Source organism: Solicola gregarius, assembly GCF_025790165.1.
Taxonomy (GTDB): Bacteria; Actinomycetota; Actinomycetes; order Propionibacteriales; family Nocardioidaceae; genus Solicola; species Solicola gregarius.
The window spans coordinates 812669-839063 of sequence record NZ_CP094970.1; the positions used below are offsets into that span (position 1 = coordinate 812669).

Here is a 26395-nt window from a genome sequence, read left to right on the forward strand (position 1 = left end):
CTGCGGCACGGATGGGTGGTGTACCACCGCTACATCGGTCGATCTCGATGCCTCGCGCGAATCCGCGTCTGCTGCCCCAGTTGGTGGCGCTGCGACTAGTGCGGCGAGCATCGCGATTGAGAGAAGTACGAACGCCGGCGCTCGCTTATTCGAGCGCAAGTACCATGTCGACATACCATCGCCTCCTGTCGGCTCTCTGAGCAGCAGGTTTCCTCGGGCAACGATGGCCAAACATCCGAATTCGGGAGTCAGCACGCGGCGCGGGCACAGAGCGCTCAGTCAGAGGGTGATGTCCTCCAGCATCTCGGTGACCAGCGCCGCGACCGGCGAGCGCTCCGAGCGGGTGAGAGTGACGTGCGCGAACAGCGGATGGCCCTTGAGCTTCTCCACGACGGCGACCACCCCGTCGTACCGGCCCACCCGGAGGTTGTCGCGCTGGCCGACGTCGTGGGTCAGTACAACCTTGGAGTTCGCACCGATCCGGGACAGCACCGTGAGGAGTACGTTGCGCTCCAGCGACTGCGCCTCGTCGACGATGACGAACGCGTCGTGCAGCGACCGGCCGCGGATGTGCGTCAACGGAAGGACTTCGAGCATGCCCCGGTCGATGACCTCGTCCATCACATCGCTCGACGAGACGGCGCCGAGCGTGTCGTAGACGGCCTGTGCCCAGGGGCCCATCTTCTCCGACTCGCTGCCGGGCAGGTATCCGAGATCCTGCCCGCCCACCGCGTACAAGGGGCGGAAAACCACCACCTTCTTGTGCTCGCGGCGTTCCATGACCGCCTCGAGCCCCGCGCACAGCGCCAGCGCCGACTTGCCCGTACCGGCCCGGCCGCCCATCGACACGATGCCGACCTCGGGGTCGAGCAGCAGGTCGAGCGCGATCCGCTGCTCGGCAGACCGGCCGTGGATGCCGAACGCCTCCCGATCCCCGCGCACCAGGCGTACGCGCTTGTCGGGAGTGACCCGGCCGAGTGCGCTCCCGTTGTCGGAGAGGAGTACGAGTCCCGTGTGGCAGGGCAGCTCGCGCGCGTCGGGGATGTCCGCGGTGCCCTCGTCGTACAGCGCCGAGACGTCGTCGGAGGTGACGTCGAGCTCGTCCATGCCGGTCCAGCCCGACTCGATGGCGAGCTCCGCACGGTACTCCTCGGCCGCGATGCCGACCGACGACGCCTTGACGCGCATCGGCAGGTCCTTCGACACCAGCGTCACGTCGTAGCCCTCGGCGGCGAGGTTGGCCGCGACCGAGAGGATGCGGGTGTCGTTGTCGCCCAGCCGGAACCCGGCAGGGAGCGCCTGCGCGTCGGTGTGGTTCAGCTCCACACGTACGGTGCCGCCCGCGTCGCCTATCGGCAGCGGCGCGTCCAGCTTCCCGTACTTGATCCGGAGGGCGTCGAGCCGACGCAGCGCCGAGCGCGCGAAGTAGCCGAGCTCGGGATGATGCCGCTTGCCTTCGAGCTCGGTGATGACGACAACCGGGATGACCACCTCGTGTTCGGCGAATCGGTTGAGCGCGCCCGGATCGGCGAGCAGGACGCTGGTGTCGAGAACGTACGTACGCTGGCCGGTGGGCCTGCTCGACGTTGACTTCGGTGCAGCCACGGTCTGTCCCCTCACGGGCCGTACGCGCTTCCCGCGCCCGGCCCTAGGTCGTTATCGGGCCGGGAGTCGGCGAGAACCCGGGGGCGGGTCCTCCGGTATAAACGGTCACCGGTACTGCCTCCCGTGACGCCGGGCTTCCCTTCCCGACGTCACCTCGAGCGTACGTCGGCAACGGGTCCGGAACGGGAGACACGCCCGACCACGCGATGACCGGCGGGTGACCATGCGGTGGACCGGTTCGCGACGGCCTGCGCGACCGACGCGATCGACAGCTCAGCCGCGCCGGCACGAGAACCGCAGCTCGGCGGCACATACGTCACGACCGTGCGCGGCTACGGCTGGTGTGGGAACGAGTGGTGTTCGTGCTGGACGACCCAACGCCCGTCGCGTTTGGCGAGGCCGAGGGTCAGGCGCAGTCGGTTGTCGGGGTTCTCGGCGAGGTCGGCAGGCGTACCGCAGCGCACGAGTGCGTACGCGTACGCGACGTCGTCGCCGGCGACGACGTCGAGCGAGGCGATCTCGAAGGACGCACTGCTCGCCTGCCACTCGAAGAACGCCGGCCAGACGGAGCGGTACGCGTCGATGCCCTGCACGCCGTCGTACGGCGGTGGCACGTCGTACATCACGATGTCGTCGGAGTGGTCGGCAACGACTCCGTCGAGGTCACCGCTGTGCACTGCGGCCGCCCAGCGCTCGACCAGGTCTCGGATCTGCCGCTCGTCGTTCATCGCGGCGTCCCTCTCGCCTACTGACCGAACCTACGCTCGCGCGCGGCGTACGAACGGATCGCACGCAGGAAGTCGACCTTGCGGAACGCCGGCCACATCGCCTCGCAGAAGTAGTACTCGCTGTACACGCTCTGCCAAAGCAGGAAGCCCGACAGCCGTTGCTCTCCGGAGGTGCGGATCACCAGGTCGGGATCGGGCTGTCCCTTGGTGTAGAGGTGCTCGGCGATGTGTTCGACGTCGAGTACGTCGGCCAGCTCCTCGAGGGTCAGGCCCTTGTCGGCCTGCTCGACCAGCAGCGAGCGCATCGCATCGGCGAGCTCCTGGCGCCCGCCGTACCCGACGCCGATGTTCACGGCCATCGCCTCGACGCCCTCGGTACGCCCGACCGCGTCTTGCAACCGCCTGGCCGACGCCTCGGGCAGCAGCTCGAGTGCCCCGATCAGCCGCATCCGCCAGCGCCCGGAGTCGGCGAGCTCGTCAACGAGGCTCTCGATGACCTCGAGCAGCGGCTTCACGTCGGACTCCGCGCGCTCGAGGTTGTCGGTCGACAGCAGCCACAGGGTCACGACCTGGACGCCGAGCTCGTCGCACCAGCCGAGGAACTCGGGGATCTTGTCGGCACCCGCCTGGTACCCGTCGGCGACCCCGGCGCCCGCGCCCCGTGCCCACCGCCGGTTGCCGTCGACGATCGCGCCGACGTGCTTCGGCGTCTGCTCAGGGCTCAGGTCCTTGAGCAGCCGGCGCTCGTACACGCCGTAGACGAGGTCGCTGATCGACACTGACGGGCCCCTTCGGATCGGACCGCTCCAGGTTAGAGGCTTACGGCGCACCATGGGTGAGCCGGTTCACGCCGACCTCTGCCGATGTTGCCGCTACGCTGGAACGCGCATGGACACCAGTGAACGCGTCGAGGCGACGGCGCACGAATCCGGCGAGCGCCTCCGCGAGGTCGTCGACGAGATCAAGCCCAAGCTGCGTGGCTGGCTACACGCCGCCACGTGGCCGCTTGCGCTTGCCGCGTTCATCGTTCTCATCGTCCTCTCCCCAGGCCCGACGACCAAGATCGGTGCGGCCGTCTTCATGGGTTCGGCGTTGCTGCTGTTCGGCACGAGTGCGGTCTACCACACGGGTTCGTGGCGGCCCGCGGTCCATCACACGCTCAAGCGACTGGACCACGCCAACATCTTCCTGCTGATCGCCGGCTCGTACACCCCGTTCGCGCTGCTTCTGCTCGAGGACAAGCAGGCGGCGATCCTGCTGTCGCTCGTGTGGGGCGGCGCGGTCATCGGCGTGTTCTTCCGGATCCTGTGGGTGAACGCACCCAAATGGCTCTACGTGCCGATCTACCTCGCGCTCGGGTGGGCCGCGATCTTCTGGGCCGGAGACTTCGCCGCGACTGCGTCCACCTCGGTCATCGTGCTCGTCGCCGTCGGTGGCGGGCTCTACTCCGTCGGCGCGGTCGTGTACGCGCTCAAGTGGCCCGACCCGTTCCCCCGGTGGTTCGGCTTCCACGAGGTGTTCCACGTGTTCACCATCGCGGCGTTCATCACGCACTACATCGGCATCTCGATCGCGGCGTACTCCCTGCGCTGACCCGTCGGTCCGGCACCGCCGAGCCGTCACTCCCGCACCGCCGAGCCGTCGGTCGTGGTTCGGCCAGCGCCGAAGCTTCGCGCCCTTAGCGTCGTCGTCATGACCGAAACCCTTGCGCACCAGGCGATCGAACCGTCAGTCCTCTACTTCGGTACGCCGGTCTCGCTGATCAGCACCGTCGACGCGTCGAGGACGACGAACCTCGCGCCGATCTCGTCGTCGTGGTACCTCGGACGCACGGTCGTCCTCGGGCTCGGCCGCAACGGCCAGACGATTCGCAATCTGGAGGCGACCGGCGAGTGTGTCGTCAACCTGCCCGACGTACGTCTGCAGCCGGCGGTGGAGGCGCTCGCACCACTCACGGGTGTTGCGCCGGTGCCGCCCGAGAAGGCCGATCGATTCCGACACGAGACAGACAAGTTCGCCGCGGCAGGTCTGACCCCGCTCGCAGCCGATCTCGTTGCACCCCCACGGGTCGCCGAGTGTCCGGTGCACCTGGAGGCACACGTCGTCCAGGTGCACGGTCCGAAATCGGCCGAGTTCGCAATCGTCGAGGCCGACGTGGTCAAGGTGCACGCCCGTTCCGACCTGGTGATCGAGGGCACCTCGCACATCGACCTGGAACGTTGGGCGCCGCTGCTCTACGTGTTCCGCCACTACTTCGGAGTCGGCGACGATGTGGGGAGGAGTTTCCGGGCCGAATACTGACTCGGCGGTCAGACGGTGAGTGCTGACGGGTCGGTGACCGGACGCTCGCACACGAAGTTGCGACAGACGTACGCTGCCGCGCGGCCGTCGACCAGGACCCGGCTCTCGAACAGCGGCACCTCGGTCCCCTGTTCGCCCGCGACGACCACGGCCCCCGGCGATGTCGTACTCAGCGCAGCCCGATGCAATGGCTCGCGCTCATCACCGGGTGGACCGACAACGGCGATCTCGACCGGACCGGCCAGCTGTGCCTCCGCGACGCTCAGCGTCCATCCCGCGAAGCGCGGCGCCTGTGTCGCCACGGAACCCGCGGCGCGTACGGCCGCCTCGGCGGCGTCGCGCCACCGCGACTCGCCGGTCACCGCGCCGCACGCGACGAGTGCCGCCGCGGCAGCGGACGTGCCCGACGGCGACGCGTTGTCACCGGGATCGCGCGGTCTCGCCACCAGCGGGTCGGCATCGGCTGCCGAGTCGTAGAAGCCGTCACCGTCGGCGAACTGCTCCAGCACGGTCGACAACAGCTCTTCCGCGCGGCGCAGCCAGGCGGCATCGCCGGTGACACCGAGAACAGCGACGTATGCCTCGGCCACGCAGCCGTAGTCGTCGAGCACACCGGCGTTGTGCGACGCGCGTCCGTTGCGTGAGGTACGCACGAGGCGTCCAGGCGCCGGCGTGTGCACCGTGGCGAGCAGTTCGGCTGCGCGTACGGCCGCGTCGCACCATGCGCGCTCGTCGAGGAGGACGCCCGCCTCGGCGAGCGCGGTGATCGCGAGACCGTTCCAGGCCGCGACGACCTTGTCGTCGCGAGCGGGCTTCGTACGCTCCGAACGTGCCTTGTGCAGGCGTTCCCGCACCGTGGCCCACCGTCCCTGGTCGTCCGGATCGGTGAGCAGCTGCAGCGTCGAGGTGCCGTGCTCGAACGTTCCCGCGTCCGTGACCTCGAGGAGCGATGCGGCCCATGCGCCGTCGTCCTCGCCGAGGACGTCGACGAGCTGCGCGCGCGTCCAGACGTAGTACGCACCCTCGACGCCGTCGGTGTCGGCATCGAGCGCCGACGCGAAACCACCCTCGTCGGTGAGTAGCTCGGCCAGCAGGAACTCCGCGGTCTCACGTACTACTCGCTCGGCCAACGGCGAGCCGGTCTGCCGCCACCAGTGCAGATAGAGCCGGAGCAGCAGCGCGTTGTCGTACAGCATCTTCTCGAAGTGCGGCACCCGCCAGTACCGGTCGACGCTGTACCGGGCGAACCCACCGCCGAGCTGGTCGTACATCCCGCCGCGCGCCATCGACTCAGCGGTGTGTTCGACCATCGCGAGCGCGTCGGACGATCCGGTACGCGCCGCGTACCGCAGCAGGAACTCGAGCACCATCGACGGCGGGAACTTCGGGCTGCCCGCGAAGCCTCCCGCCTCCGCGTCGTACTGGGTGGCGAGCGTGCGTACGGAGGCGTCGAGCTCGTCCTCGCCCAGCGGCTGGGAAGCGACGCTCCCGGTGGCGCGGAGATGCCCGACGACCTCGGCTCCGATCGTCGCGATCTGCTCGCGTTTGGTACGCCACGCATCGACCAGGGCCTCGAGCACCTGGCGGAACGCCGGCATCCCCTGGCGCGCCTCGCCCGGAAAGTACGTACCGGCGAAGAACGGCTCGCCGGCGGGCGTCAGCACGCAGGTCATCGGCCAGCCGCCTTGACCGGTCATCGCCTGCGTCGCGCCCATGTACACCGCATCAACGTCCGGCCGCTCCTCGCGATCGACCTTGACGGCGACGAAGTGCTCGTTCAGGTACGCGGCGGTGTCGGGATCTTCAAAGGACTCGTGCGCCATCACATGGCACCAGTGGCAGGCTGCGTACCCGACGCTGAGCAGAATTGGTGCATCACGACGCTTCGCCTCGGCAAGAGCCTCAGGTCCCCACTCCCACCAATCTACGGGCTGACCTGCATGTTGTTGAAGATATGGGCTTGTCGATCCGGCCAAGCGATTGGCCATCGCCATGACTCCGTTCCAGTGATGGTTGCATCAATTTGCCTCGAGTGATGCAATAAATTGATGCAAACTATGATCCTGTGCCGCACCTGAAGGCGCTGTTCTGCTTCCAGCAACTCAAGCCTAGAGGTGACAAACATGGCCACCCGTCGGAAGTCCACGCTGCTCGCGCAAGGCAAGGAGCGTCGGTTCGATGATGCCCGCTGGCCGTGGCGCGTCCGTCTCTACGCTCCCCCGGTCAAGTCCTGCGGCGTGGTGTATCGCGTTCGTGTGATCCTTCGTTGGTTGGTCAGGCTGTGAGGGCGGGGAGTTCGGGTTCGGTCACCTCCTCGTCGGTGGATTCGTCGGTGTCGATGGCCTGTGAGCGGGCGAGCACGTCGAGGCCGAGGTAGCGGCGGCCTTCTGCCCATTCGTCATGTTGTTCGGCGAGGACGGCGCCGACGAGTCGGATGATCGCGTCGCGGTTGGGGAAGATCCCGACGACGTCGGTGCGGCGGCGGATCTCACGGTTCAGGCGTTCGTTGGGGTTGTTCGACCAGATCTGGCGCCAGATCTCCTTCGGGAACGCGGTGAACGCGCAGATGTCGGCGCGGGCATTCTCGAGATGCTCGGCCACGGCCGGGAGCTTGTCGGCCAGAGCGTCGAGAACGCGGTCGAACTGGGCGTGCACGGCCTCGGCGTCGGGCTGGTCGTAGACGCTGTGCAGCAACGCCTTGACCCACCCCCAACTGGACTTCGGAGTGACGGCCATCAGGTTCGCCGCGTAGTGGGTGCGGCACCGCTGCCAGGCCGCACCGGGCAGCGTCGCGGCGATCGCGGCGGTCAACCCGGCATGCGCATCGGAGGTCACCAGTCGCACGCCGGACAGGCCGCGGGCAACAAGGTCGCGGAAGAACCCCAGCCAGCCGGCTCCATCCTCGGCAGAGGTGACGTGCACGCCGAGGATCTCTCGGTGGCCGTCGGCGTTGACGCCGGTCGCGACGAGGGCGTGCACGGGGACGACGCGGCCGCCTTCGCGGACCTTGAGAACCAGCGCGTCGGCGGCGACGAACGTGAACGGTCCGGCGTCGTCGAGCCTGCGGGTGCGGAACTCCTCCACGTGTGCGTCGAGTTCGGCGGCCATGTCCGAGACCTGCGACTTGCTCAACCCGGTGATCCCGAGGGTCTCGACGAGTTTGTCCATCCGCCGCGTGGAGACGCCGAGCAGATAGCAGGTCGCAACCACGCTGGTGAGTGCCTTCTCGGCACGTTTGCGACGCTCGAGCAGCCACTCCGGAAAGTAGGAGCCCTGCCGCAGTTTCGGGATCGCGACATCGAGGGTGCCGGCACGGGTGTCGAAGTCACGATGGCGGTAGCCGTTACGACGATTCACACGTTCCTCGGAGACAGCGCCGTACTCGGCGCCGCACACGCTATCGGCCTCGGCAGACAGCAGTGTGTTGACGAAGGTCTGCAACATCGAGCGGAGCAGATCAGGGCTCGCCTGATCCAGCTGTTCGGCCAACAGGCGTGCAGGGTCGATACTGGGCTTGACGGTCATCGCGGTGCTCTTTCTTCGAGTCGGTTGTGAGAGATCACTCGAAGGATCACCCGATGACCGTCATCTACTCAGGCGACACGCTCACCGGGGAACCGATACACCACTCTGCCGGACGCCACTGCTCCCCCGCCGGGCGGCACCAAGTATCAGGTGTATTTCAAGGTTCCCGCGGGCGAGGGGGAGCCATGGAAGCGCGTGCTTCGTCGGGCGAGCACGGAGGCCGAGGCACGGAAGATCTTCGCACAGGCGGAGGCCGCGCTCGATACCCAGCAGGAGACGCCCGCCAGCGCCTCGGAGCGGGCCACCCGAACGATCGAGGCCTTGGCGGCCGAGTACATCGACGACAGCAAGCAGAGAGGGCGGACGGTTCGGACCATCCAAGGGCGGGAGTCTAAGGTCAACGCGCATATCGTCCCTGCTATCGGCGATGTCCTCGTGTCGAAGTGGCGGGTCGAGCACAGCCGGAGGGTGATGGAGAAGGGCTCGAAGAGCATCCACTCAGTCCGTGGGCGCGAGGACCTGCGCGGTGTGCTCGCCGCCATGCGCAAGCTTGCGTGGCGCTTGGGCTGGCTCGACCGGAGCATCGACCCGCTCGACGGGCTGGAGATCGGTCGCGCCGCGGTCCTGCACGGCGCTACAACCCACTACGTCGAGCCTCGCCTGCGACCCGAGACCCGCCAGGTCCAGGCGATGGCCCGAGCCGCGGACACGCTCTGCGGCCCGGGCGGGACCGATCCGCTGCTGACCCGCCTTCCGCTGTTCGGGACCAAGATCCGGGTCGCAGGCTTCGGCGGCCTGCGACTCGGTGAGCAGAACGGGCTCCGCGCGATCGATGTCTTCCTCGAACGAGGCTACGTACAGGTCAACGGCAGCTGGACAACGCCACGGCACTCCCCAGGCTTTCGCGGTCCCGTGAAGAACCACGTTATCCACGAAGTCCCCATCCCCCGGTCCGTCCTGCACAACGAACTACTACCCCGAGTGAAGGAACTCCTCAAACTCCCCGCCAACGCGTCACTCCAGCAGGTCACCAATGCCCAGGAGGAAGAACGACAGCGCCGCGCGACCCTCGCCACACGCGAGACCGACAACACCCTCGCCTGGTGGAACTATCCCGTCCTCCCCTAGACGAGCAGTGGCTCTTTATTGACACCGTCACAGGGCGGCCAGCGAAACCCGAACTGCACAACGAGCGCTGGCACCGCATCCGCGCCTGGGTCGATACGAACGATCCCGGCAACGCCTGGCCACGCACCATCGTCTACCGCAACTTGCGTCACCACGCAGCGACCAAGTGGTTCCACGAAGAACTCGGCGAGCCGTGGGAAGTTGTCGCCCAGTACCTCGGCGACAAACTCACCACGGTACTCAACCACTACGTTCGCGCAGGCGAAGATGCACTTCGCGACTCAGTCAGCAAACTCGCCCACCGATAGACGACCAACCACCTAGTTTGCGTCACTTCGGCTCCCCTCCGGCGTCAAATCGTGCTCCTCCACGCGGTCGGCGGATCACGGCTACTCCGGTGGGTTGCGTCGCGCGCGACATCGGGTTTCGCGATCTAAGGTCGGGCAACGTAACCAACGGCGTCGGATGACCGGAGTACTCCACCGTAGCCGGCGCTGCAGCAAGGCGGCGCCTCACCCATGCGCACGGCGCTCGCTGTAGCGGCCGACAAAGACCACAGCTTCGCCCTGTACGGTCGGCGGATTCGGCGCGCCGTTCACTGAGCCATGAATCGGCGAATGAGTTCCGCTGCCTCCGGGCCGGTCACCAACTCGCTAATGGTGCGGGCCTCCTCTACTCCTGCGGCCACGCGGTCAGTCTCCCATCCAGCACGCAGTAATCGACGGGATTCCCCAAGAGCCCGCGCTGGACCGGCGGCGAACTCAACGGCAAGCCTGCCAGCACGCGTGGCGACATCGTCGGCCGACTCCGCGATCAGACCCATTGCCAGCGCATCGTCGACGGACGCCGGCTTTCCCGCGAATGCAAACTGTAGAGCCCGCTGCTGTCCCACGGCGCGGGGCAGCAGATAGGACAGGCCGCAGTCCGGGGTCAGTCCGATGGAGGGGTATGCGAATACGAACTTCGTTCCGGGGTCCGCCACGACGATGTCGCAGCTCAGCATGAGCGCCAGTCCCGCGCCTGCCACCGCACCGTGGACCCCCGCCACGACGGGCTTGGCGAGGTCGGTGAGCGCACGGGTGGCCGCATCGGCTTCAAGTGCGAGACGCCTCAGGTATGCCGGCTGGTCGGCCGACTCAACGAACGACTCGATGTCTCCCCCGGCGCAGAATCGCCTTCCGGCACCGATCACCGGCCCGCTTGCCATCCTTGGCTGGGATCGTGGTGCGCACCTTCTTGTCGCGCCGCACCCCCTTGAGCCCCAGCAGACGCATGGCCCGGTCCACCGCGCCCGCCGAGGCCTCGGGCATGGACGTGCGGCGCAGCAGCGCGGTCATCTTCCGCCGCCCATACAGACCCTCCGGAGTGAGCTTGCGGCGACCGTGCTCGTCGATGCCCCAGGCGAGGTCGCGGATAGCGTCGACCACCATCGCGTCCGTAACGGTGCGCTCAGCGACGCTCCGGCCAGGCCGCTTCCAGGATCGGTAGGTCCGTGCGGCGACCTGGCAGCCCTGCTCACGCAGCACCCGGCAGATCGACTCGACCGCATGTCCCTCGCTTCTCATGGTGTCGATGAACCCCATGATCAGCGGTTGCGGGGGTCGAGCTCCCCGACGAAGAAAACTGTCGCCGCCTTGAGGATCTCGTTGTCCTCCTCCAGCCGGCGAACCTTGGCCTTCAACTCCCTGATCTCAGCCAGCTCCTCGCTCGACTTGCCTTCCCGCTGACCACCGTCGACCTCAGCCTGCCGCACCCAGCGGCGCACGCTTTCCTTGCCGACACCGACCTGCCGGGCGACGGCCGCACAGGCAGCCGTCAGCGTCGGGTACTCCTGCTGGTGGTCAGTCACCAGCCGCACCGCACGAGACTTGACCTGATCATCGATCTTCTTAGGCATGAACTGCATCCTTCCAACTCAGAAAGATGCGGCATCAAACCTGGGGCGCTTCACGGATGCGTGGTCGGCGAGTCGTTGTCGCGCTCGGTGGTCGGTCATGACGGCTTGGTAGATCTCGCGGGCGAGGTAGCGCTTCAGACAGCGGATGATGTCGCGTTTCGACAGGCCTTCGACTGTCCGCCGTGCGACGTAGTCGATCGTCGGCTGGTGGAACCTCATCCGCACGATCACTGCTCGGTAGAGGGCCGCGTTTGCCTCACGATGTCCCGCCCGTGAGAGTCGGTGACGGTTGGTCATGCCTGAGGAGGCGGGGACAGGGCTGGCGCCGCACAGCTTTGCGAAGGCCGCTTCTGAGTGAACGCGCTCGGGGTTATCGCCGAAGACGATGAGCACCTCGGCGGCTGTGTCGGCGCCGATGCCGATCCCGTCGCGCAACGTGGGGGAATGCGCGTGAGTGAGGTCGTCGAGGATCGTGTCGTGCTCGCGGATCTCCGATTGAAGCGCCTGGAATCGCTTCGCGAGTGTCCGCAGCGAGTGCTTCGCGCTGGCGGTCGGCGACGTCACCGCTCCCGGGCGCAGAGATGCGCATCGGTCGATGAGCGCCTTGTCGGACAGGCCAGCGAGTTGTTCGCGCAGGTCCGCGGGCGCTGTGACGACGAGAGCTTTGAGGGTCACGATGGCGCTGGTCTTCGCCTTTCGTGCGGTATCGCGGGCGATCTTGATCTGTCGGATCATCTCTGCGGTGCCATCGGCGGACTTCGGGACCGCGACGGCCTGGCCGCCGAGCACTGCGCGTGCTGCAGCTTCGGCGTCGAGGGTATCGCTCTTGCCGTTGCTGCGACGGCTGCGGCGGTCACCGCGGTTGACCTCGATGACCCGGTGGCCGGTGCGTCGCAGGAAGCTGGCGAGCCCGACGCCGTAGCTGCCGGTTCCCTCGACTCCGTAGGCGGTGACTCTGCCGTTGCCTGCCAACGATGCTGCCCAGGCCTCGAGCTGGGCATACCCCTCGCGGTTGGCCGCGACATGCTGTGCGGCGATTCGCGCGCCGAGATGATCGAGGGCGACGGCAACGTGGGCGTACTTGTGGGTGTCGACACCGACAACGATCTGTCGGCTGACTACCGACTCGGCGGGTTCGACGGTCATGCTGGTCATGGCTGCCCTTCCGGTGGTCGAAGCCAGCTGGTCGGGCGGGTAGGACAAGACTGTGATGGGTCGGGTTTGGCGATCAGGCCCCTATTCGGTCACCGCCCTCCCGGCCAGCCGGCGTGTGCGTTGATCGCCGCCCGACCGGTGTCGACAGATCAACGCCAAGGCACCGTGGCCAGTCGTAGGCAAGGGTCAGACACCAGTCAGACGGCACACCGATTGTGCTCACAGTCGTAGCTGTCTCCGACGGTTCCGATCGAGGCGACGGCGCCGACTTCGGCGAGCCGGTCCGAGTAGCGCAGCGCGGTGTATTGCGACCCGGCATCCGAATGCTGGATGACGCCGGTGACGTCCTCGCCGGCGCGGTCCCTGACCCAGAGGGCCATCTCCAGCGCGTCCAATGGCAGGTCGGTCGGCATCCGCGACATCGTCCGCCACCCGACGGTCCGACGCGAGTAGACATCGGTGACGAACGCCGTGAACGCCATGCCCGACCAGGTCGGCACATAGGTGAAATCGACAACCCACAGCTCGTTCGGGCGGTTCGCTCGGAATCGGCGCTGAACGTGATCCGGAGGCCGGATCGCCGTCTCGTCGGGCCGCGTGGGGACGAACTTCCTGCCCCGACGGACACCGCGCAAGCCCTGCTGGCGCATGAGACGTTCGACCGTGCAGCGGGCAACCTGGATGCCCTCGCGGCGCAACAGCCGCCAGATCTTCCGGGCTCCGCTGATCCCGCGGCCGAGGTTGCGGTCAAAGAACACCCGCTCGATCTCGGCGATCAGCTCCGCGTCACGAGTCGTCCTTGCCGAGTCCGGGCGGGTCTTGAAGGCGTAGTAGCCGGACGGAGCGATCTTGACCCCATACTCGGTGAGCACACGGCAGATCGGCTCGACTCCGAACCGGTCACGATGGTCGTCGATGAACTGGACTACCACGGCAGTCGCGGGTCGAGCTCCCGCGCGAAGAACGACGAGGCCGCCAGCAGGATCTCGTTGGCGCGTTTGAGCTCGCGCACCTCGGCCTCCAGCGCCTTGATGCGCTGCGCGTCGCTCGTCGTGGTTCCAGGGCGCTCGCCCGCATCGATCGCAGCCTGCTTGCACCAGCCGCGCAACGTGTCGGCGTTCACGCCAGTTCGCTGCCCGATCCGCACCACCGCCGCGTTCAACGACAGCTCCGGATCTTCCTTCCGGGCCTCACTCACGAGCCGCATCGCACGCTCACGAAGCTCCTGCGGATACTTCCTCGGTGCTGGCATGGTCATCATCCTCTCGGGGAATCAGACCCTCCACCAAACCCGGGGCGATTCAGAGGATGAACGCGGCGCAGGTCGGGCCCTTCTCGTCGGGGAGGATCTCGGAGTAGGCCAGTCGTGAGTGGTCATCGACCATCGAGTGAACGTAGTCGTAGCCAATCCGGGCTCGATTCTTGGCCCCGGTTGAGCCCATCTGACGGCCATGGGCCTTCCATCCGCCGCCGTCGGGGATCTTGCCGACCTTCTTCACGTCCATGTGGACCAGCTCGCCCGGGCGTTCGCGTTCGTAGCGCACCGCCGTGGTCTTCGAGGCACGGATGACCTCACCGGTCAGCGGGTCGCACTCCCGCAGGTACGGGACACCGTGGCGGCGCAGGACCCGTGACACTGTGCGGGCCGGCACGCCGAGCTCTGGCCCGAGCCAATCCTGGCCACGCCGCTCCTCACGGCGCTTGGCCACGATCGCTTCCTCGACGTCGACCGGGGTCTGATTCGGGCAGTGGTGCGGGCGCGAAGAACGGTCCTCCAGACCGGCCTCGCCTTCGGCGCGGAAGCGCTTGACCCAGCGATGGGCGCATTGGCGCGAGACGCCCTGGGCCTTCGCGGCGTGCGCGACCGCCCAACCCTGTTCGCAGACACGCTGGACGAGAAGTTGCCGGCCACGCACGTTCAACCGGGCATTACGGTGGGACACGAAGACCTCCGGACGGTAGACGACCTAGACATCGCCCACCGCACCCGGAGGTCTTCGCTACGTCAACAACCGGCCCGGAGTGTCACCAACCTCCCGGCCGAGTACAACTGATATGTAGTGGCTTCCTGTCAAGTGGCAGGGTGAGGCGCCCGTCCCCGTTGGTGGGGGCGGGCGCCTCTGCTTCGTTGACCTGGTCGGTGGTGAGCGTGTCGTTGGCGACGCGCGGTCAGACTGATATGCGCGGGTTGGTTACCGCAGGACGGGGTGTTCGGCAGGAGCGGGACCGCGTGTCTAGAGTCGAGCGTCGTCCAGCAGGGCTGGGCTGCTCATAGCTGTATCGCGGGTCGCTCCACGCGCTGCTTCCACCACGTTGGTCGGCGAAGCGGTCTGGGAATGGCTAGTTCTCGAGTACTGCCAGGGACCAGCACCAGCCGGCCAGTTCGCGGGCGATGGCGACGTTCGCGACCACGTGTCGCTTGCGACGCTCCCGGAAGAGGTTCCACCGAGCATGCAGCCGATGGTTGCCGGCGTCGCCGCGAGCACGAGCCGCTGGCGAAGCGAGCTCCCATCGGTCACGCATTGTTTTGCCGACGACGTAGCGGGCTCGGTGGTGCCACGCTGCCTCGACGAGCAGCCGCCGGACGTGGGTGTTGCCGGTCTTGGTGATCGATCCCTGCACCCGTGACTGTCCGGAGGAGTATTCCGACGGGACCAGACCGACGAACGCACCGATGGTGTTCCCCGTGAACCGGTGCCAGTCGCCGAGCTCGACTGCGAGCGCGAGTGCGGTCAGGTTGCTGACACCACGTAGGCAGCTCAGCCGCCGCACCATCGGTGTGAACTCGCTGTTCGCCGCCATCACCGCGATTGCCTCGTCGAGCCGGTCACGACGCGCTTTCACAGTCAGGACCGCGTCGTAGTCGGACTCGTAGGTCATCTGCAGCGACGGCGAATCGAACCGCTGGCGGCGTAGCCACGCGTCGTGGGCATCGGTCCAAGCCTGTCCGCCGGAGTAGACGACGCCCTGGCGCAACAGGAGCTTGGACAGCCGGTGACGTGCACGCATCAGGTCACCACGAGCGTCTTCACGTGCGCGGACTAGGTCACGGGCGTGCTCTTGGTCGGTGCTCGGGATCGCCACCGAGGTGTACTCGTCCAGCCGCAGCAACCGTGCCAGGTGCACCGCGTCCTTCGCGTCGGTCTTGACGCGGTCACCACTGGGACGCTGAAGCTTGCTCGGGGCGACGACCTCGCACCTGATCCCCGCTGCGGCCAGGGACCGGGACAAACCGAACCCAGTCGGACCCGCCTCATAGGCCACCGCCACCGGACCCGGCAGGTCGCCAAGCCAGGAACGGATGTGCTCGTGCGATGGGGTCAATCTGCTCTGAAAGAGCTCGCCCGTGACGCCGTCGATCGCTGCCGCAACGACCGACCGTGCGTGCACGTCGAGCCCCACACTCGTACGCTCGGTGAACACCGGGGCCTCCCACAAATGTCGGATAGACCGAGCAGGCAGCCCTACTCGGTAACCCACGAATGTTGTGAGTGAGGCCCCGGCCCGCAACCCCGTCACTACGACCGGGTCGCGTCATACCGTCTAGATCGCGACCACTCCTGCAGGGGCCGGCCGCACTGGCGCCCGGTCTGGGGCGTGTGGCTACCGACGGTTCTGGTTCAGTGCCGGCTAGTTGGGCACGCATAACCTTTAGCCGAACGATCAGATCACGGTTCATCTCGAACATGGTCAAGAAGTCGTGATCGTGGACGGTACCGCCGCGCCAGAGGGACTGCCCGTCGCCGCAGGCCACGCGTGATGCATACGAAACGAGGTACGATTACCCGATCAGCCTGACCAGAGGCGGCTCCGTAGTTGACAGTGCTGGTCTCGGCTGCCCGACCAGCGCGTCGTACCCGAGGTCGTACTTGCTGGGTTAAGCACATGACGTCACCACCACGATTCAGATTTGCTAGCTAACGGGAGGAGCGGGTTGCCGTCCTTCCGCGCTTCCGTGAGTTAACTGCCCCGCATCCGGTCCCCGAGTGACATCAATACAGGAATCGGTCGGGCCAGAACGGTGAACGTGGCGATCAGGTCGCGTTCGTCATCGAGTTCGACTAGATCGACGCCGCGTAGGATTTGGTCACCGACGCTTGCCTCGAACACCAACTCGAACAATCGACTGGCACCTCTGTTCGTGTCCTCGAGAAGGTGCGTGTGGTGGAATTCGTCGCTGACCATTTGATGCCCGTGACATTCGGGTCACGCCCAGTAGGTGTGAACCAGACCTGGCCTACCCCGAATCTCGGCAACGGTCTCGGTAACCAGTCCGGTAATCGTCGCGATAAAGGCGTCGGTCCACCCAGAGTGAACGCGTAGTATTCGCAAGGCAGCTGCTGTCCGTTCAAGCAATGACAGGGGTCGCCCGTATACCAAGTTGGTCCATGTCGACATCACGAATGCAGACTCTTCGTCGCCGTAGTACCACCAGACATCGACACACGCCGCACCCCTCATCCGCGCGGCATGGAATCTGTGGATACCGTCGACGATCCTCATCGAACGCTTATTTACGAGAATCGGCGGCAACGTCAACGACGAGGTCGCAAGGTCCATGACATGGTCGTGGTCGACTCCCAGCCGTGGCGACGTGGCCGGTAGCAGGGACGTCATCGGCACCTCGGCTGTGCCCTCAGCCACCGGCCCGCTCATCTCCGATGGGCACGGAGGCTTAGACAACTCGGTACGAACGTTAGTTGTTGGCGGCATATCGACGCTTTCCGGTCGGCGTTCGGGCCCCGTGGACTCTGCCTGCGCAGTGTGCCGAGCACCAATGCCGCGCCGATGCCATCCGGATGCCCTCGGCCGGTTTAAGCGACGATGACGATGTTCCGCAGCGGAGGATCTGCCGCTCCCCGGCTAATAGGCTCGGCCGGGCATCCGGGCGTTAAGTCGGCCGCTGCCCCTTACTCGCCGGTGCGCACTGGTCGAACGCATCGCACGCCGGGCAGTACCGACAGCGAGGAATCGAACATGTACATAGTTGCTCAGCGCGGTCGGTAACCTCTCGTGAGGTGGCCCGTGTGGGCCGAGGCAGTCCTGGGGTGTGCTCTGGTCCCGACCGCGGCCCATGCGGCACACCCTGCAGACGGGGATTCTTGCGCCGCTGGCCGAGCTGGTCGACACCGCATTGGAGCGCTGTTCGTCACACACGACCCCGACCATGCACCGCTGCTTGCCGACACGGTCGCCCTGATGAGCGAACCGGTCGACGTACAGATCGGCCCCGCGGCGATCGTCTGACCAACGACACCCTGTCCGTTGTACAGCCTCAATGTGGCGCTTCGCCGATCAGGAGCGAAGGACAGCCCCACGCTCAGGCACTCGTGCACAGCCAGATCGAGGCGGCCAGGTTGGCTGCCGCCGTTGCGGCGGGGCCGATCGTCTTGAGCCGGTCGCGGATGAGCCTGCCGACAACAGTGTCCGCGGCTTGGACGAGGACCATCGCGACGGCGACCGCCGCCAGGAACGGCACCGAGCCGACGAAGATGGCAGCGACGGCGACGACTGCCAGTGCCGCGCTTCGCGCCGACGCGTACATCGAGGCCGTGCGATCGGCGTCCCCGGCAGCGACGAGCCCGGCGATCGAGTAGCCGAGGCTGACGGCGGCGCTGATCGCCGTGACGGCGGCGCAGACCCAGAACGCGAGCGGCATGGGCCAATCGTAGAGGCGATCCATCGGCGTGGACGTTCGGACGCGACGCGGACCTGGGCCTTCCCACGGCCTCCGGCTACACAACAGCATTTGCTGTCTCGGCTGTTGCGCTCGTCGTCGCCGGTGCCGTCGCACTCGCGGGAACACAACCGAAGATCGGAAGACCGGCGTCGTCGTGCCGAGCAAGGGTAGAGCGGCACGATGCCCTGCTCTACGCACCTCTTCCCCGTCCGGCCCGCTCGGACGAGGAACGCTCCCCCGATCCGGCGACACTTCCCGACCGGATGGGCCCGACCTGCTCGATGCCCCTCGATCACCGGTGCCAGCCGTGCAAGTCGACACGCAAACCTCCTGACCTCGATCGCGACTGGGATCGCGCAGTGGCGCGTCCTGCCCGTTAGGTCCGCTACCGGCGATGGGTCGCCGTGGGCGCGAAGGTTGGCGAGTCGGGGTTCCTGCCGGCAAGCGTGGTCGACCAACATTTTGGGGCAGAGCGCTGCCTACACGCCCCAATCAAGGACCGAGTACGAAGATATCGCATCGTTGGAGGTCGCGGGCAGGTTGGTCGGCGGACCGTAATAGATGAGCGGGATCTCCATTCCGACGTTCGGATAATCCGTGTACAGGTCTATTTCAAGCCGGCTACGGTTCCAGACAGAACTGACCCTGTCGTTCCATTCGTCACCTATGTAACGGGGAGGACCGCCGTCGAAAACTGGTGGGACCAGATACATGTCACCTTGACCGTTCGCGTCCTCGAAGAGACAAGCCGAGCCGTGCGGACACCTATCCCATCCGCTCGCAGTCGCTGCATCAGTTTGTGACGGCCCCAGAATTACGGCGGCCGTCGCTTGGGGGCTGACCGGCACCACGAGAAGTGTCGCGGCAGTAGCCAAGGCGGATCCAATGAGAATCTTACGCATACGTTCCTTCCTCTCGAATTTATTCTACGAACGCCGACAGAGATGAAAGCACCCAGCGGAGTTTACGTATCGCAATATGGCGGAATACCAAACGGCATTCAAGACCTTCGTTTTCTTGCCGCCTCCATGCCTCTCCAAGGCTATTCCACGCGCGCGATCGCGACGAATCCTGTTAAGCCGTTGTAGGAGACTCGCATCGAGTCGTGCCATCCTTGCTTGCCACATGCGTCGTACAGGCCACCGCGACCGACATTTGGTGTGATCTCGAGCCATTCGCCAAATGCCCTCTCGGCACAATCCTTACAGCGAGCCTCATGCCCGTGCACGCGCGCAGACTCGAATCCTCTCGTTGTCGATCAAACGGTAGAAATCTGACTGGCATGGACCGACCATCGCCGTGGGCCCAGCGGCCGCGGTACCGATGCCGCGGCGGGACCGCTTGCACCAGCAAGTGCGATGACTGGGCCGCCACACGACCAATCAATTGCATCCTCATGTGCACGTATCCGATTCGGTGCTAGGGGCTCTAAGGCTGGCTTGTGGATGGAATGGAGGCACTGACCCGTCTCGGGCGTTGGGACATCAGGCGAAACTGGCCAGCATGCACGCGGCCCGGCGCCGACCCGGGAACTGCAACCGTCTGAGCTGCAGCAACTCCTGTTCCCGTTGAACTCCTCGACGTCACCTGCCCGACGCTATCCAGTATGGCTCCGCCAACTGCCAGCACGATGCCATTCCGGTTCCACAGCTTGCATATCTTCGCACTGACTCCCGCGGGCGCCCGTTTCCGCAGGTGTCCGTCCCCGGCCTCGTCAGTCCCAGGCTATTTGGTGCGTTATGGTGCGCCAACCTCTCGTGCCGCGGGCACGCGGCTGACCAATTGCAGGACATCCGCCGTCCGTCACCCACGCAGTGACGCCGACAAGGGGCGTGGACTCACCGAGTTAACGGACATCGAGAGACGAAATTGAGTCGTTGTGCGGGAGAGATAGGTTTACTGGCGCACCATAAGGCGTGAATGATAGCCCCCTACCTTGGAGATCGGCGGCGGTGAAGGTTTCGACATCGTATCGGCTGCGGTTCCAAATGGAGCTTGTCCTATCGTTCCAAAAATAACCTAGATAGGGGATGGTTATGGGCGCGGCAAGGGAGTACATTTCTCCTTCGCCATTTGCGTCCTCAAACAAGCAGAACTCGTCCTCCTCACACCGATCCCAGGCGCCCGGAGAATCCCGCCTCTCTTCGGGACCTACCGAGGCCGAAGCGGAACTGACAGGCGCGGAAACAATCGCACCAGCCGCAGCAGCGACTGCAATCAAATAGATGAGTCGACGTTTCATAGTTGGCTCCTACCCGTGGTCTTCAACCGCCTGTGCGGCATTTCGAGCCATACAGTTGGCCCGCGACTCACATACTCGCGCAACCCGATTCCATTTCACTGCCACCCCAAACATCTGACGCTAATACTCTGGATCGATCCACCGGGATCAGTCGATAGCGACCTTCCTCGCCGACACGAGTCATCGAGACTGCGTCAGCGATCAGCCATGCATCGCCTGCTTGCCGGGTATCACCGCTTCTGTGACCTGCGTCGCTTCGCGCCTCACGTGCCGATCGATAGTGCCTCGCTTCGTGTTCGACTCCATCTGGCCACGCAGACGAACGAGGCGACCTGGCCGAGGTACGGCTGGTAATTTCCCCACGATGATGCCAATGAACCATGGCTCTCGGTCTCCTCGTCCCATGTGCCTGCTGACCGTGTTGGTGCTGGTCTCCGCGGTCGCCTGTTCCGTTTCCGACAGCTCGAAGAAGACCGTCGGGGACCAACCACAGGCGTCCGCCCGCACCGAACTCCGGGTGAACGACACCGCTCGAGTGAGCTTCGGTCCGCTGACCGGCGCTCGAGCAGGTGAGCTCGATGTGACCGTGACGGCCGTCGACAGAGGCGAGTCTCGCCAACTACGCCGGTTACAGCAGTCCGCCAGGTATAAGGGAATGACCCCCTGGTACGTGCACTACTCGCTGGCTAACCGGGGACCTGACGACGCCACAGGTGCCAGCGTGTCCACTGATCTGACTGGCTACGACACCGAGGACAAGCCGGCCGAGGAGCTTCTGGTGCTCGGCGGCCTCGGATCCTGTGGCCCCGAGGAGGTCGAGCGTGCTTTCCCACCGGGACACACGAGGCGCGCGTGCGAGGTCGCGCTGACGCCGGCCGGACGCTCCCTGAAGGAGCTCCGATACCAGCCGGTCACGGGCGCGTTCGCCGCAGATCCGATCGTCTGGAGCATCGCACGCCGGCCGTAGGGGCCGTGGACGTTACGAATGCCCCACCCCGACAGTCGGTGACGTGGACCCACAAGTTGTGCGGATCACCGCTTATACAGCCCGTCGCTGTCGGTCGCGCGGTTTGGCCCGGTGTACGTCTCGATCGGAAGCCCGCGCCATGCGTCTCAGCTGCGATCAGGCTCTAGACGCGTCGTCGGCCGCCGGTCGGGTCGGTCAGCTCGTGACCTATGAGGCGGGGATCGCGTTTGTCGGTGTGCCAGCCCCCGAGCGAACCGTCTCGACCGCCTGCGGAGTTATGCAGACGGTCGATGCGATCAGGCGGTCGGGCCACCCGGAGCGCGCTCGAACGAATCAGGCCGCCGCCAGACCCTCCCGCGCGGGCAGCTGCAAACGCTGGCGAATATTGGCCGGTACGGAGAACAGGAAGGCCGATCGGTCGTCGCCGTCGTACCAGTGGACGTCGATCTCGGCCTCGCCGCGGGCCTTTGCCGCCTGGAACCTGTGAATGCCGTCGACGATCCGCAAGGCCCATCGACTCACGACGATCGGCGGAAACGAATCGGACTCGGCGAGGGGTCGCACGTGGGCCTTGGTTGTCGCCTAGCTGCTGGGAGATGGCGGGAAGCAACAAGGCAAGTGGAACCTCACGACGGATTCTCGTCCCGGCACTGACACCGACACCGCCGGGTCGGTTGGGTCGGCGTATTGCCCGACTCGATGTATGGGACCAGTCTCCTGCTCAGCACGTTGTCCGCCTGGTTGACAGATTTGCATCGTCGACGTCGGGTCCACGCCGATTCCATCCGCCGCCGCGCCGAGCCCAACATTGGAGCGATCAACTCCCCGGTAGCCGGGGAGGCGAGACTAATTCCGCGCATGGCTCTGGAGTTCCGCAAGCCTCTGTCGTACCACGGCGGCACGGGCCGACCCGAGATCCGAATAGATCGACGCCGCCCGTGTCCACGCGTCGAGCGCGTCGTCAGCGTCGCCGTCTGCGATCGCGGACTCGGCGACCTGGTGCCGGGCGGTCGCCTCGCCGAGGGGGTACTCGCACTCAACGGCAATCTGAAGGGCTTCCGTCGCGATCTCGCGTGCTCGCCGCGCGCTCCCCACTGCGCGGTGGCAGGCGGCGAGTACGGCGGTGGCGTGGACGAGGCGCAGTCGTCGCCCGGAGCTCTGCGCGAGTTCGACTGCCTGGCTCACCCTTTCGAACGCTCGCTGCGTGTCACCGTCAACCAGTTCGAGGTCTGCCCAGCCGGTGAGTACATCGCATTGCACCGCAAGGTCGTGCATCTGCGTCGCGATCCCCAGCGCGTATGTGAACTGACGGCGAGCGCGCGCGACGTTACCGCGCTCCTTGAACACCTTGGCGAGCGTGGTCTGTACGTAGGGGAGGCTCCGTGGGTCGTACCGCTCAGCTTCGGCGATGTTCTCGGTGACGATCCGATGTGCGCGGTCGATCTCGCCCATCTCGATAAGGCAGTTGGCCAATTCATCAAGGAGACCTGCGGTGTTGCGACGATCCCCATGTGCTGCGGCCTCGTCGGCCGCTGCCGAGAGCCTTTCGGCTGCGCGATGAAGGTCGCCGATGTACCGGTCGAGCTCTGCGGCCGCGCCGAGCTCGAGATGTCCAACGGAGCGGGCAGCGGCTGCCTTTAGCTCAGCGCTTTCGGCGCTCGCGCGTGCCAAGTCACCGGACTCGACCAGTGCGAGCACGAGGTTCTCGCGTGCGCGCGTCTCCAGCGCCGGTTCGCCCGCATCTCGGTACCCGAGCATCGAGGCTTCCAGATGCGCCACCGACTCAGGGAGATTGCCGCAGATCTGGGCGATTATTCCCAGGTTGATCCGAACGGCGTTCGCGCCCGTGGAGTTCAGCCCCTCGTACAGCTCAACCGCTCTGGTGAGCTCCCGCTCGGCGCGGACGACATCACCGGTGTAGTAGCACAAGGCGCCCCGGCTGTTGTACATGGCGGCCAGACCCTCGCGGTAGCCGGCGTGTTCCGCCGCCCGGATGCCACCCTCGACCGCGGCATGCCAGTCCACGCTGTGGCCACGAAGGCCGAAGTAGCCGCGGAGTGCGTCGGCCAGTTGGCAGGCGAGTTCGTAGGGACCGTACGTGGCGGCGGCGCGGATTGCCGCGATCATCGCCAGTCTGTCGTCATCCACCGACTCAAGAGTCGGCGAGTCCTCTAATGCCGGCGGCGCGTGAGGCGACGTTCGCGGCAGCCTGCTGAGTGGTAGCACCGGTTGAACCGCGAGATCTGTCTTCGCGATGTAGTACTCGAGCAGGCGCTCCCTTGCCTGGATCCGCTGCGCATCGGACTCCTTCAGCAGGCACTGTTCCCAGGCGTACTGCCGAATCAGGTCATGGAACTTGTAGCGCTTCCCGGAGCGCATCAGCAGGCTCGCCGCCGCCAGTTCCTCCAGTTGTGCAGACATCTCCGTTTCGTTCAAGTCCATCGCCGCGCAGGCGGCGTGGACGGAGAAGGCGGTGTCGGCGACCAGGCTCAGCATTCGCAGGAGATATTGCCGCTTCGGCCTCAGCTGGTCATACGAGCAACCGAAGGCGCCCGACAGGTCAGCGCGCTCATCACCTTCGACCCGCAGTTCCGATACTGCACCATGACGGCGTAGCTGTCCGACGTAGTCCGATATAGACAGTCCCGGTCTCAGGGTCAGATGCGCTGCGGCCAGGCGTAGCGCCAGCGCGAGTCCACCGCATGTCGCCGTCAGGGACCGCATCGCACCGCGGGCGGCAGACACCCGTTCTGCACCAAGGGCATGGACGAGAAGCTCGTGCGACTCCTGAGGAGACAAGACGTCGAGTCCAACCCGCTTCGCACCGGGGTCGACCACGAGACCGGTCAGCTCGTTACGGCTTGTGACCAAAACCGCGGAGCCGCTGGCGCCCGGCAGTAGCTCGCGCACCTGCTTTTCACTGGCGACGTTGTCCAGCACGATCAGGACTCGCTTGCCCGCGAGCAGCGACCGGTACGTCGCGGTCTGTTCCTGCCGGGCGATCGGGATGGTCTCGGCTGGCTGCCCTAGCGCATGCAGGAACTGACCCAGTACCTCACCCACGCTGAGAGAGGGGCCCGGCGCGTACGCCCTGAAGTCGCAGTAGAGCTGGCCGTCAGGGAACGCGTCGGCGACGCCATGCGCGACGTGGACGGCGAGTGTCGTCTTGCCAATGCCGGCGGCGCCGGTGATCAGCACGACCGGAGCGACGGCCACATCTGCAGCGCTCCGCAATGACTCCGCTATCTCGCCCCGTTCGGCTGTCCGACCGACGAAGCCTGCGCCTGCGATAGGCAAGAGGTGAGGTGTGGAGAGACGCTCGGCGGCAGGTTCGGCGGACTCGGCGTCGTCGCGCAGGATCAACATGTACGCCTCTCGCAGTTCCTCGCCAGGACCGACCCCGAGCTCGTCGGCGAGGACGCCGGAGATCTCCCGGTACGCGCTGAGCGCCTCCCCCGTGCGCCCCGATTTGTGCAGCGCCCGCATCCACTGCACCCAGAAATGCTCCCGGAGCGGATGTTCCCTCACGAGCGTCACCAGCTCGCCGACCAGCTCGCGATGCCTCCCGAGCCGCAGGTCGAGGTCGATACGTCGCTCCAATGTGCCCGTGTGGAGCTCGATCAGACGCGGGACCTCGGAGCGCGCCAACCCGTCCGAGGAAACGTTGATCAGTGGTGACCTCCCGCTCCAGAGCTCGAGTGCACGATTGAGGACCTCCGACTCGGCGCCAAAGTCCTCTGCTTTCGCAGCCATGTCGGCTTGGGCGACGAGGGCACGGAATCGGGTGAGATCCAATTGATCTTCGGAAATGAGCATTCGATAGCCGTCGGGTTCTGTGCGGATCGTGTCGCCCACCACGATCCGACGTACACGCATGACGTACTTCTGTACGACGGCGCGAGCGTTTTTCGGCGCCGACCCGTCCCACAGAAGGTCGATGAGCTCGTCAATGGTGACGGTGCGCCCGGCGCCCAGGAGGAGCGTCGCCAGGACGATACGCAGCTTGCTGGCTCTGACTTCGACCACGCGACCGTGCTCGAGTAGCTCGAGGGGGCCCAGAACTCTGTACTCCATGGCCGTACTCACCGTCCATGCCATTCGTCACCGGTCCAGAATCCGAGCACAGATCGCAGCGTGTTCGGCGATCCGGTGCCTCGCAGCCCGGGTTTTTCTCAGACAGTCGAACCCATCGAGTCGCCTCGTCGGATCCGCATGGACGGGTGCACGTCACCGTTGAGGTAGCGATCCGACCCGTCGGGCCGGATCCGCGTACGCCGAGTGTAGCCAAGCACCGGCGATTCGATTGCGCTGGATGAACTCGTGCGCACCTTTGGCGGGCACAGGCCGACGCCATATCCGCAGACTCGCCAGTGCGGCCCATGACGTCGGCCGGCGACTCTGTGAACCGCCCCGGAGAGTCCGGAGTCTCCGGACTCTCCGGGGCGGTTCACTGGCTCGCCTCGAGTGAGTATGACGGTCCCGTGGCATTTCTGGAGCGAACGGGTTTCCAGGCAGTGATCCGACCTTGGTCCCCTTTGGTTCGAGGCGGATCAGGACCCTTCCCCTTTGGAAGCTAGCGACGAGCCCGCGGGGCCTTGCTGGCCGACAGGGTGGTGCGAGGCGGTGAGCGAATTGGCCGCGTAACCGATTCGTGCAGCCCACCAGGTCCGGGCCGAGGTTCAGTGCCAGGAGCAGTCGCCGGCAGCGCCGAGATCCGATCGGCGGGCTCCCGCTGCGGCGGTGAGAGTGCCTGCCGTCGAGATCGGTCTGGATCAGCAGCTGGGGACCGGGTTGGTCTCCGCGTAGTGTACTTGTCGGACACCCAGCCCGACTCACCCTCGTCGTCTCCGTGGGTGTAGAGCCACCGATTCGGGTGCGGGCCGCTCTCCTCAATGCGCGGGCCGCCGTCGATCTTGCACACGAACCCTGAGGTGGTCGTGTGCAGTCGGTCCGCGGGGTCGGCCAGCTCTCGTCCGTGTAGATCGGGGCAACGGAGATGTTGGTGCAGAAGGACGCCCGGAAGGTCTCGCCTCCCCACAGGTCCGGTCCCTTCTTGTCAAACGCCGCGGGCCAACACTCCGCGACCTGCGCGTTGTCCGAGTCCTTTGCTACAGAGGAATCCAGGGCCATGGCATTGGTCGAGCAACCGATGACGACGAGTGTCTCA

Annotated in this window: 20 protein-coding genes, 2 pseudogenes and 1 other annotated feature; of the genes and pseudogenes, 5 read left to right on the forward strand and 17 right to left on the reverse strand. The window is 66.0% G+C overall.

Going from position 1 to position 26395, the window contains the following annotated elements:
* Positions 1-279 precede the first annotated feature (279 nt).
* The 3 genes from L0C25_RS04100 to L0C25_RS04110 all read right to left on the reverse strand — a co-directional run bounded on the left by L0C25_RS04100 (position 280) and on the right by L0C25_RS04110 (position 3112).
* Positions 280-1605, reverse strand: coding sequence for a PhoH family protein (locus L0C25_RS04100; RefSeq protein ID WP_271635142.1), 1326 nt, complete (start codon positions 1603-1605; stop codon positions 280-282).
* Between the two features lie 332 nt (positions 1606-1937).
* Complete coding sequence (locus tag L0C25_RS04105; RefSeq protein WP_271635143.1) at positions 1938-2333, reverse strand: YybH family protein; 396 nt, start codon at positions 2331-2333, stop codon at positions 1938-1940.
* A gap of 17 nt (positions 2334-2350) precedes the next feature.
* A complete protein-coding gene (locus L0C25_RS04110; RefSeq protein WP_271635144.1) occupies positions 2351-3112 on the reverse strand; it encodes an isoprenyl transferase in 762 nt (253 codons plus the stop codon).
* 109 nt (positions 3113-3221) lie between these two features.
* Here L0C25_RS04110 and trhA point away from each other — a divergent pair, with 109 nt between their 5' ends.
* Positions 3222-3926 (forward strand): PAQR family membrane homeostasis protein TrhA, encoded by a 705-nt coding sequence (gene trhA, locus L0C25_RS04115; protein ID WP_271635145.1) that lies wholly within the window; start codon positions 3222-3224, stop codon positions 3924-3926.
* Between the two features lie 99 nt (positions 3927-4025).
* A complete protein-coding gene (locus tag L0C25_RS04120; RefSeq protein WP_271635146.1) occupies positions 4026-4634 on the forward strand; it encodes a flavin reductase family protein in 609 nt (202 codons plus the stop codon).
* A gap of 8 nt (positions 4635-4642) precedes the next feature.
* Here L0C25_RS04120 and L0C25_RS04125 read toward each other — a convergent pair whose 3' ends face one another.
* Both L0C25_RS04125 and L0C25_RS04130 read right to left on the reverse strand, forming a co-directional pair.
* Entirely contained in the window at positions 4643-6628 is a 1986-nt protein-coding gene (locus L0C25_RS04125; RefSeq protein WP_333908565.1) for a thioredoxin domain-containing protein, read from the reverse strand.
* 280 nt (positions 6629-6908) lie between these two features.
* On the reverse strand, positions 6909-8159 hold the full coding sequence (locus L0C25_RS04130) for an IS256 family transposase (RefSeq protein ID WP_271635148.1): 1251 nt from the start codon (positions 8157-8159) through the stop codon (positions 6909-6911).
* 150 nt (positions 8160-8309) lie between these two features.
* Between L0C25_RS04130 and L0C25_RS04135 the strand changes: the two genes are divergently transcribed.
* Positions 8310-9287 carry a site-specific integrase gene (locus L0C25_RS04135; RefSeq protein WP_271635149.1) on the forward strand — a complete coding sequence of 326 codons (978 nt, stop codon included), beginning with the start codon at positions 8310-8312 and terminating at the stop codon, positions 9285-9287.
* Entirely contained in the window at positions 9263-9595 is a 333-nt protein-coding gene (locus L0C25_RS04140) for a hypothetical protein (protein WP_271635150.1), read from the forward strand. The genes L0C25_RS04135 and L0C25_RS04140 overlap by 25 nt, the downstream gene beginning before the upstream one ends.
* 287 nt (positions 9596-9882) lie before the next feature.
* Here the strand turns inward: L0C25_RS04140 and L0C25_RS04145 are convergent, their stop codons facing one another.
* From L0C25_RS04145 to L0C25_RS24130, 10 genes and pseudogenes are all read right to left on the reverse strand, one after another.
* Complete coding sequence (locus L0C25_RS04145) at positions 9883-10494, reverse strand: enoyl-CoA hydratase/isomerase family protein (RefSeq protein WP_271635152.1); 612 nt, start codon at positions 10492-10494, stop codon at positions 9883-9885.
* Positions 10475-11184 (reverse strand): annotated as a pseudogene (locus tag L0C25_RS04150) (IS3-like element ISPfr13 family transposase); the annotation flags it as partial. The gene L0C25_RS04145 and the pseudogene L0C25_RS04150, both read right to left, overlap by 20 nt.
* An 18-nt stretch (positions 11185-11202) precedes the next feature.
* Positions 11203-12339, reverse strand: a complete 1137-nt coding sequence (locus tag L0C25_RS04155) for an IS110 family RNA-guided transposase (protein WP_271635154.1) — start codon at positions 12337-12339, stop codon at positions 11203-11205.
* A 197-nt stretch (positions 12340-12536) separates the two neighbouring features.
* Positions 12537-13271, reverse strand: coding sequence for an IS3 family transposase (locus L0C25_RS04160; protein WP_271635155.1), 735 nt, complete (start codon positions 13269-13271; stop codon positions 12537-12539).
* Positions 13179-13307 (reverse strand) — a sequence feature (AL1L pseudoknot). (Overlaps the previous gene by 93 nt.)
* Positions 13265-13591 (reverse strand): transposase, encoded by a 327-nt coding sequence (locus L0C25_RS04165; protein ID WP_271635156.1) that lies wholly within the window; start codon positions 13589-13591, stop codon positions 13265-13267. (Overlaps the previous feature by 43 nt.) The genes L0C25_RS04160 and L0C25_RS04165 overlap by 7 nt, the downstream gene beginning before the upstream one ends.
* Before the next feature lie 55 nt (positions 13592-13646).
* Positions 13647-14282, reverse strand: a pseudogene (locus L0C25_RS04170) (leucine zipper domain-containing protein); the annotation flags it as partial.
* A 397-nt stretch (positions 14283-14679) separates the two neighbouring features.
* Positions 14680-15762: an IS110 family RNA-guided transposase gene (locus L0C25_RS04175; protein WP_271635158.1), complete on the reverse strand. Its 1083-nt coding sequence runs from the start codon at positions 15760-15762 to the stop codon at positions 14680-14682.
* A 1897-nt stretch (positions 15763-17659) separates the two neighbouring features.
* On the reverse strand, positions 17660-17998 hold the full coding sequence (locus L0C25_RS04180) for a hypothetical protein (RefSeq protein WP_271635160.1): 339 nt from the start codon (positions 17996-17998) through the stop codon (positions 17660-17662).
* A gap of 500 nt (positions 17999-18498) precedes the next feature.
* On the reverse strand, positions 18499-18921 hold the full coding sequence (locus L0C25_RS04185) for a peptidase inhibitor family I36 protein (protein WP_271635162.1): 423 nt from the start codon (positions 18919-18921) through the stop codon (positions 18499-18501).
* A 944-nt stretch (positions 18922-19865) separates the two neighbouring features.
* Complete coding sequence (locus L0C25_RS24130) at positions 19866-20261, reverse strand: peptidase inhibitor family I36 protein (protein WP_408641668.1); 396 nt, start codon at positions 20259-20261, stop codon at positions 19866-19868.
* Positions 20262-20982: 721 nt separating this feature from the next.
* On the opposite strand from L0C25_RS24130, the gene L0C25_RS04190 reads away from it, so the two are divergent.
* Positions 20983-21228 carry a hypothetical protein gene (locus L0C25_RS04190; protein ID WP_271635163.1) on the forward strand — a complete coding sequence of 82 codons (246 nt, stop codon included), beginning with the start codon at positions 20983-20985 and terminating at the stop codon, positions 21226-21228.
* 333 nt (positions 21229-21561) lie between these two features.
* Here the strand turns inward: L0C25_RS04190 and L0C25_RS04195 are convergent, their stop codons facing one another.
* The gene (locus L0C25_RS04195; RefSeq protein WP_271635164.1) at positions 21562-21735 is read right to left on the reverse strand and encodes a hypothetical protein; all 174 of its coding nucleotides are present in this window, start codon (positions 21733-21735) and stop codon (positions 21562-21564) included.
* A 339-nt stretch (positions 21736-22074) separates the two neighbouring features.
* A complete protein-coding gene (locus L0C25_RS04200; protein ID WP_271635165.1) occupies positions 22075-25302 on the reverse strand; it encodes an AfsR/SARP family transcriptional regulator in 3228 nt (1075 codons plus the stop codon).
* Positions 25303-26395: the final 1093 nt, after the last annotated feature.

Bases quoted from the DNA above. Each gene is read 5' to 3' on its own strand.
- L0C25_RS04200 (WP_271635165.1), bottom strand. From the start codon at position 25,302: ATGGAGTACAGAGTTCTGGGCCCCCTCGAGCTACTCGAGCACGGTCGC.
- L0C25_RS04185 (WP_271635162.1), bottom strand. From the start codon at position 18,921: ATGCGTAAGATTCTCATTGGATCCGCCTTGGCTACTGCCGCGACACTT.
- L0C25_RS04155 (WP_271635154.1), bottom strand. From the start codon at position 12,339: ATGACCAGCATGACCGTCGAACCCGCCGAGTCGGTAGTCAGCCGACAG.
- L0C25_RS24130 (WP_408641668.1), bottom strand. From the start codon at position 20,261: ATGAAACGTCGACTCATCTATTTGATTGCAGTCGCTGCTGCGGCTGGT.
- L0C25_RS04120 (WP_271635146.1), top strand. From the start codon at position 4,026: ATGACCGAAACCCTTGCGCACCAGGCGATCGAACCGTCAGTCCTCTAC.
- L0C25_RS04130 (WP_271635148.1), bottom strand. From the start codon at position 8,159: ATGACCGTCAAGCCCAGTATCGACCCTGCACGCCTGTTGGCCGAACAG.
- L0C25_RS04105 (WP_271635143.1), bottom strand. From the start codon at position 2,333: ATGAACGACGAGCGGCAGATCCGAGACCTGGTCGAGCGCTGGGCGGCC.
- L0C25_RS04145 (WP_271635152.1), bottom strand. From the start codon at position 10,494: ATGGCAAGCGGGCCGGTGATCGGTGCCGGAAGGCGATTCTGCGCCGGG.
- trhA (WP_271635145.1), top strand. From the start codon at position 3,222: ATGGACACCAGTGAACGCGTCGAGGCGACGGCGCACGAATCCGGCGAG.
- L0C25_RS04125 (WP_333908565.1), bottom strand. From the start codon at position 6,628: ATGGCGATGGCCAATCGCTTGGCCGGATCGACAAGCCCATATCTTCAA.
- L0C25_RS04165 (WP_271635156.1), bottom strand. From the start codon at position 13,591: ATGCCAGCACCGAGGAAGTATCCGCAGGAGCTTCGTGAGCGTGCGATG.
- L0C25_RS04180 (WP_271635160.1), bottom strand. From the start codon at position 17,998: ATGCCGCTCGCGTTCTGGGTCTGCGCCGCCGTCACGGCGATCAGCGCC.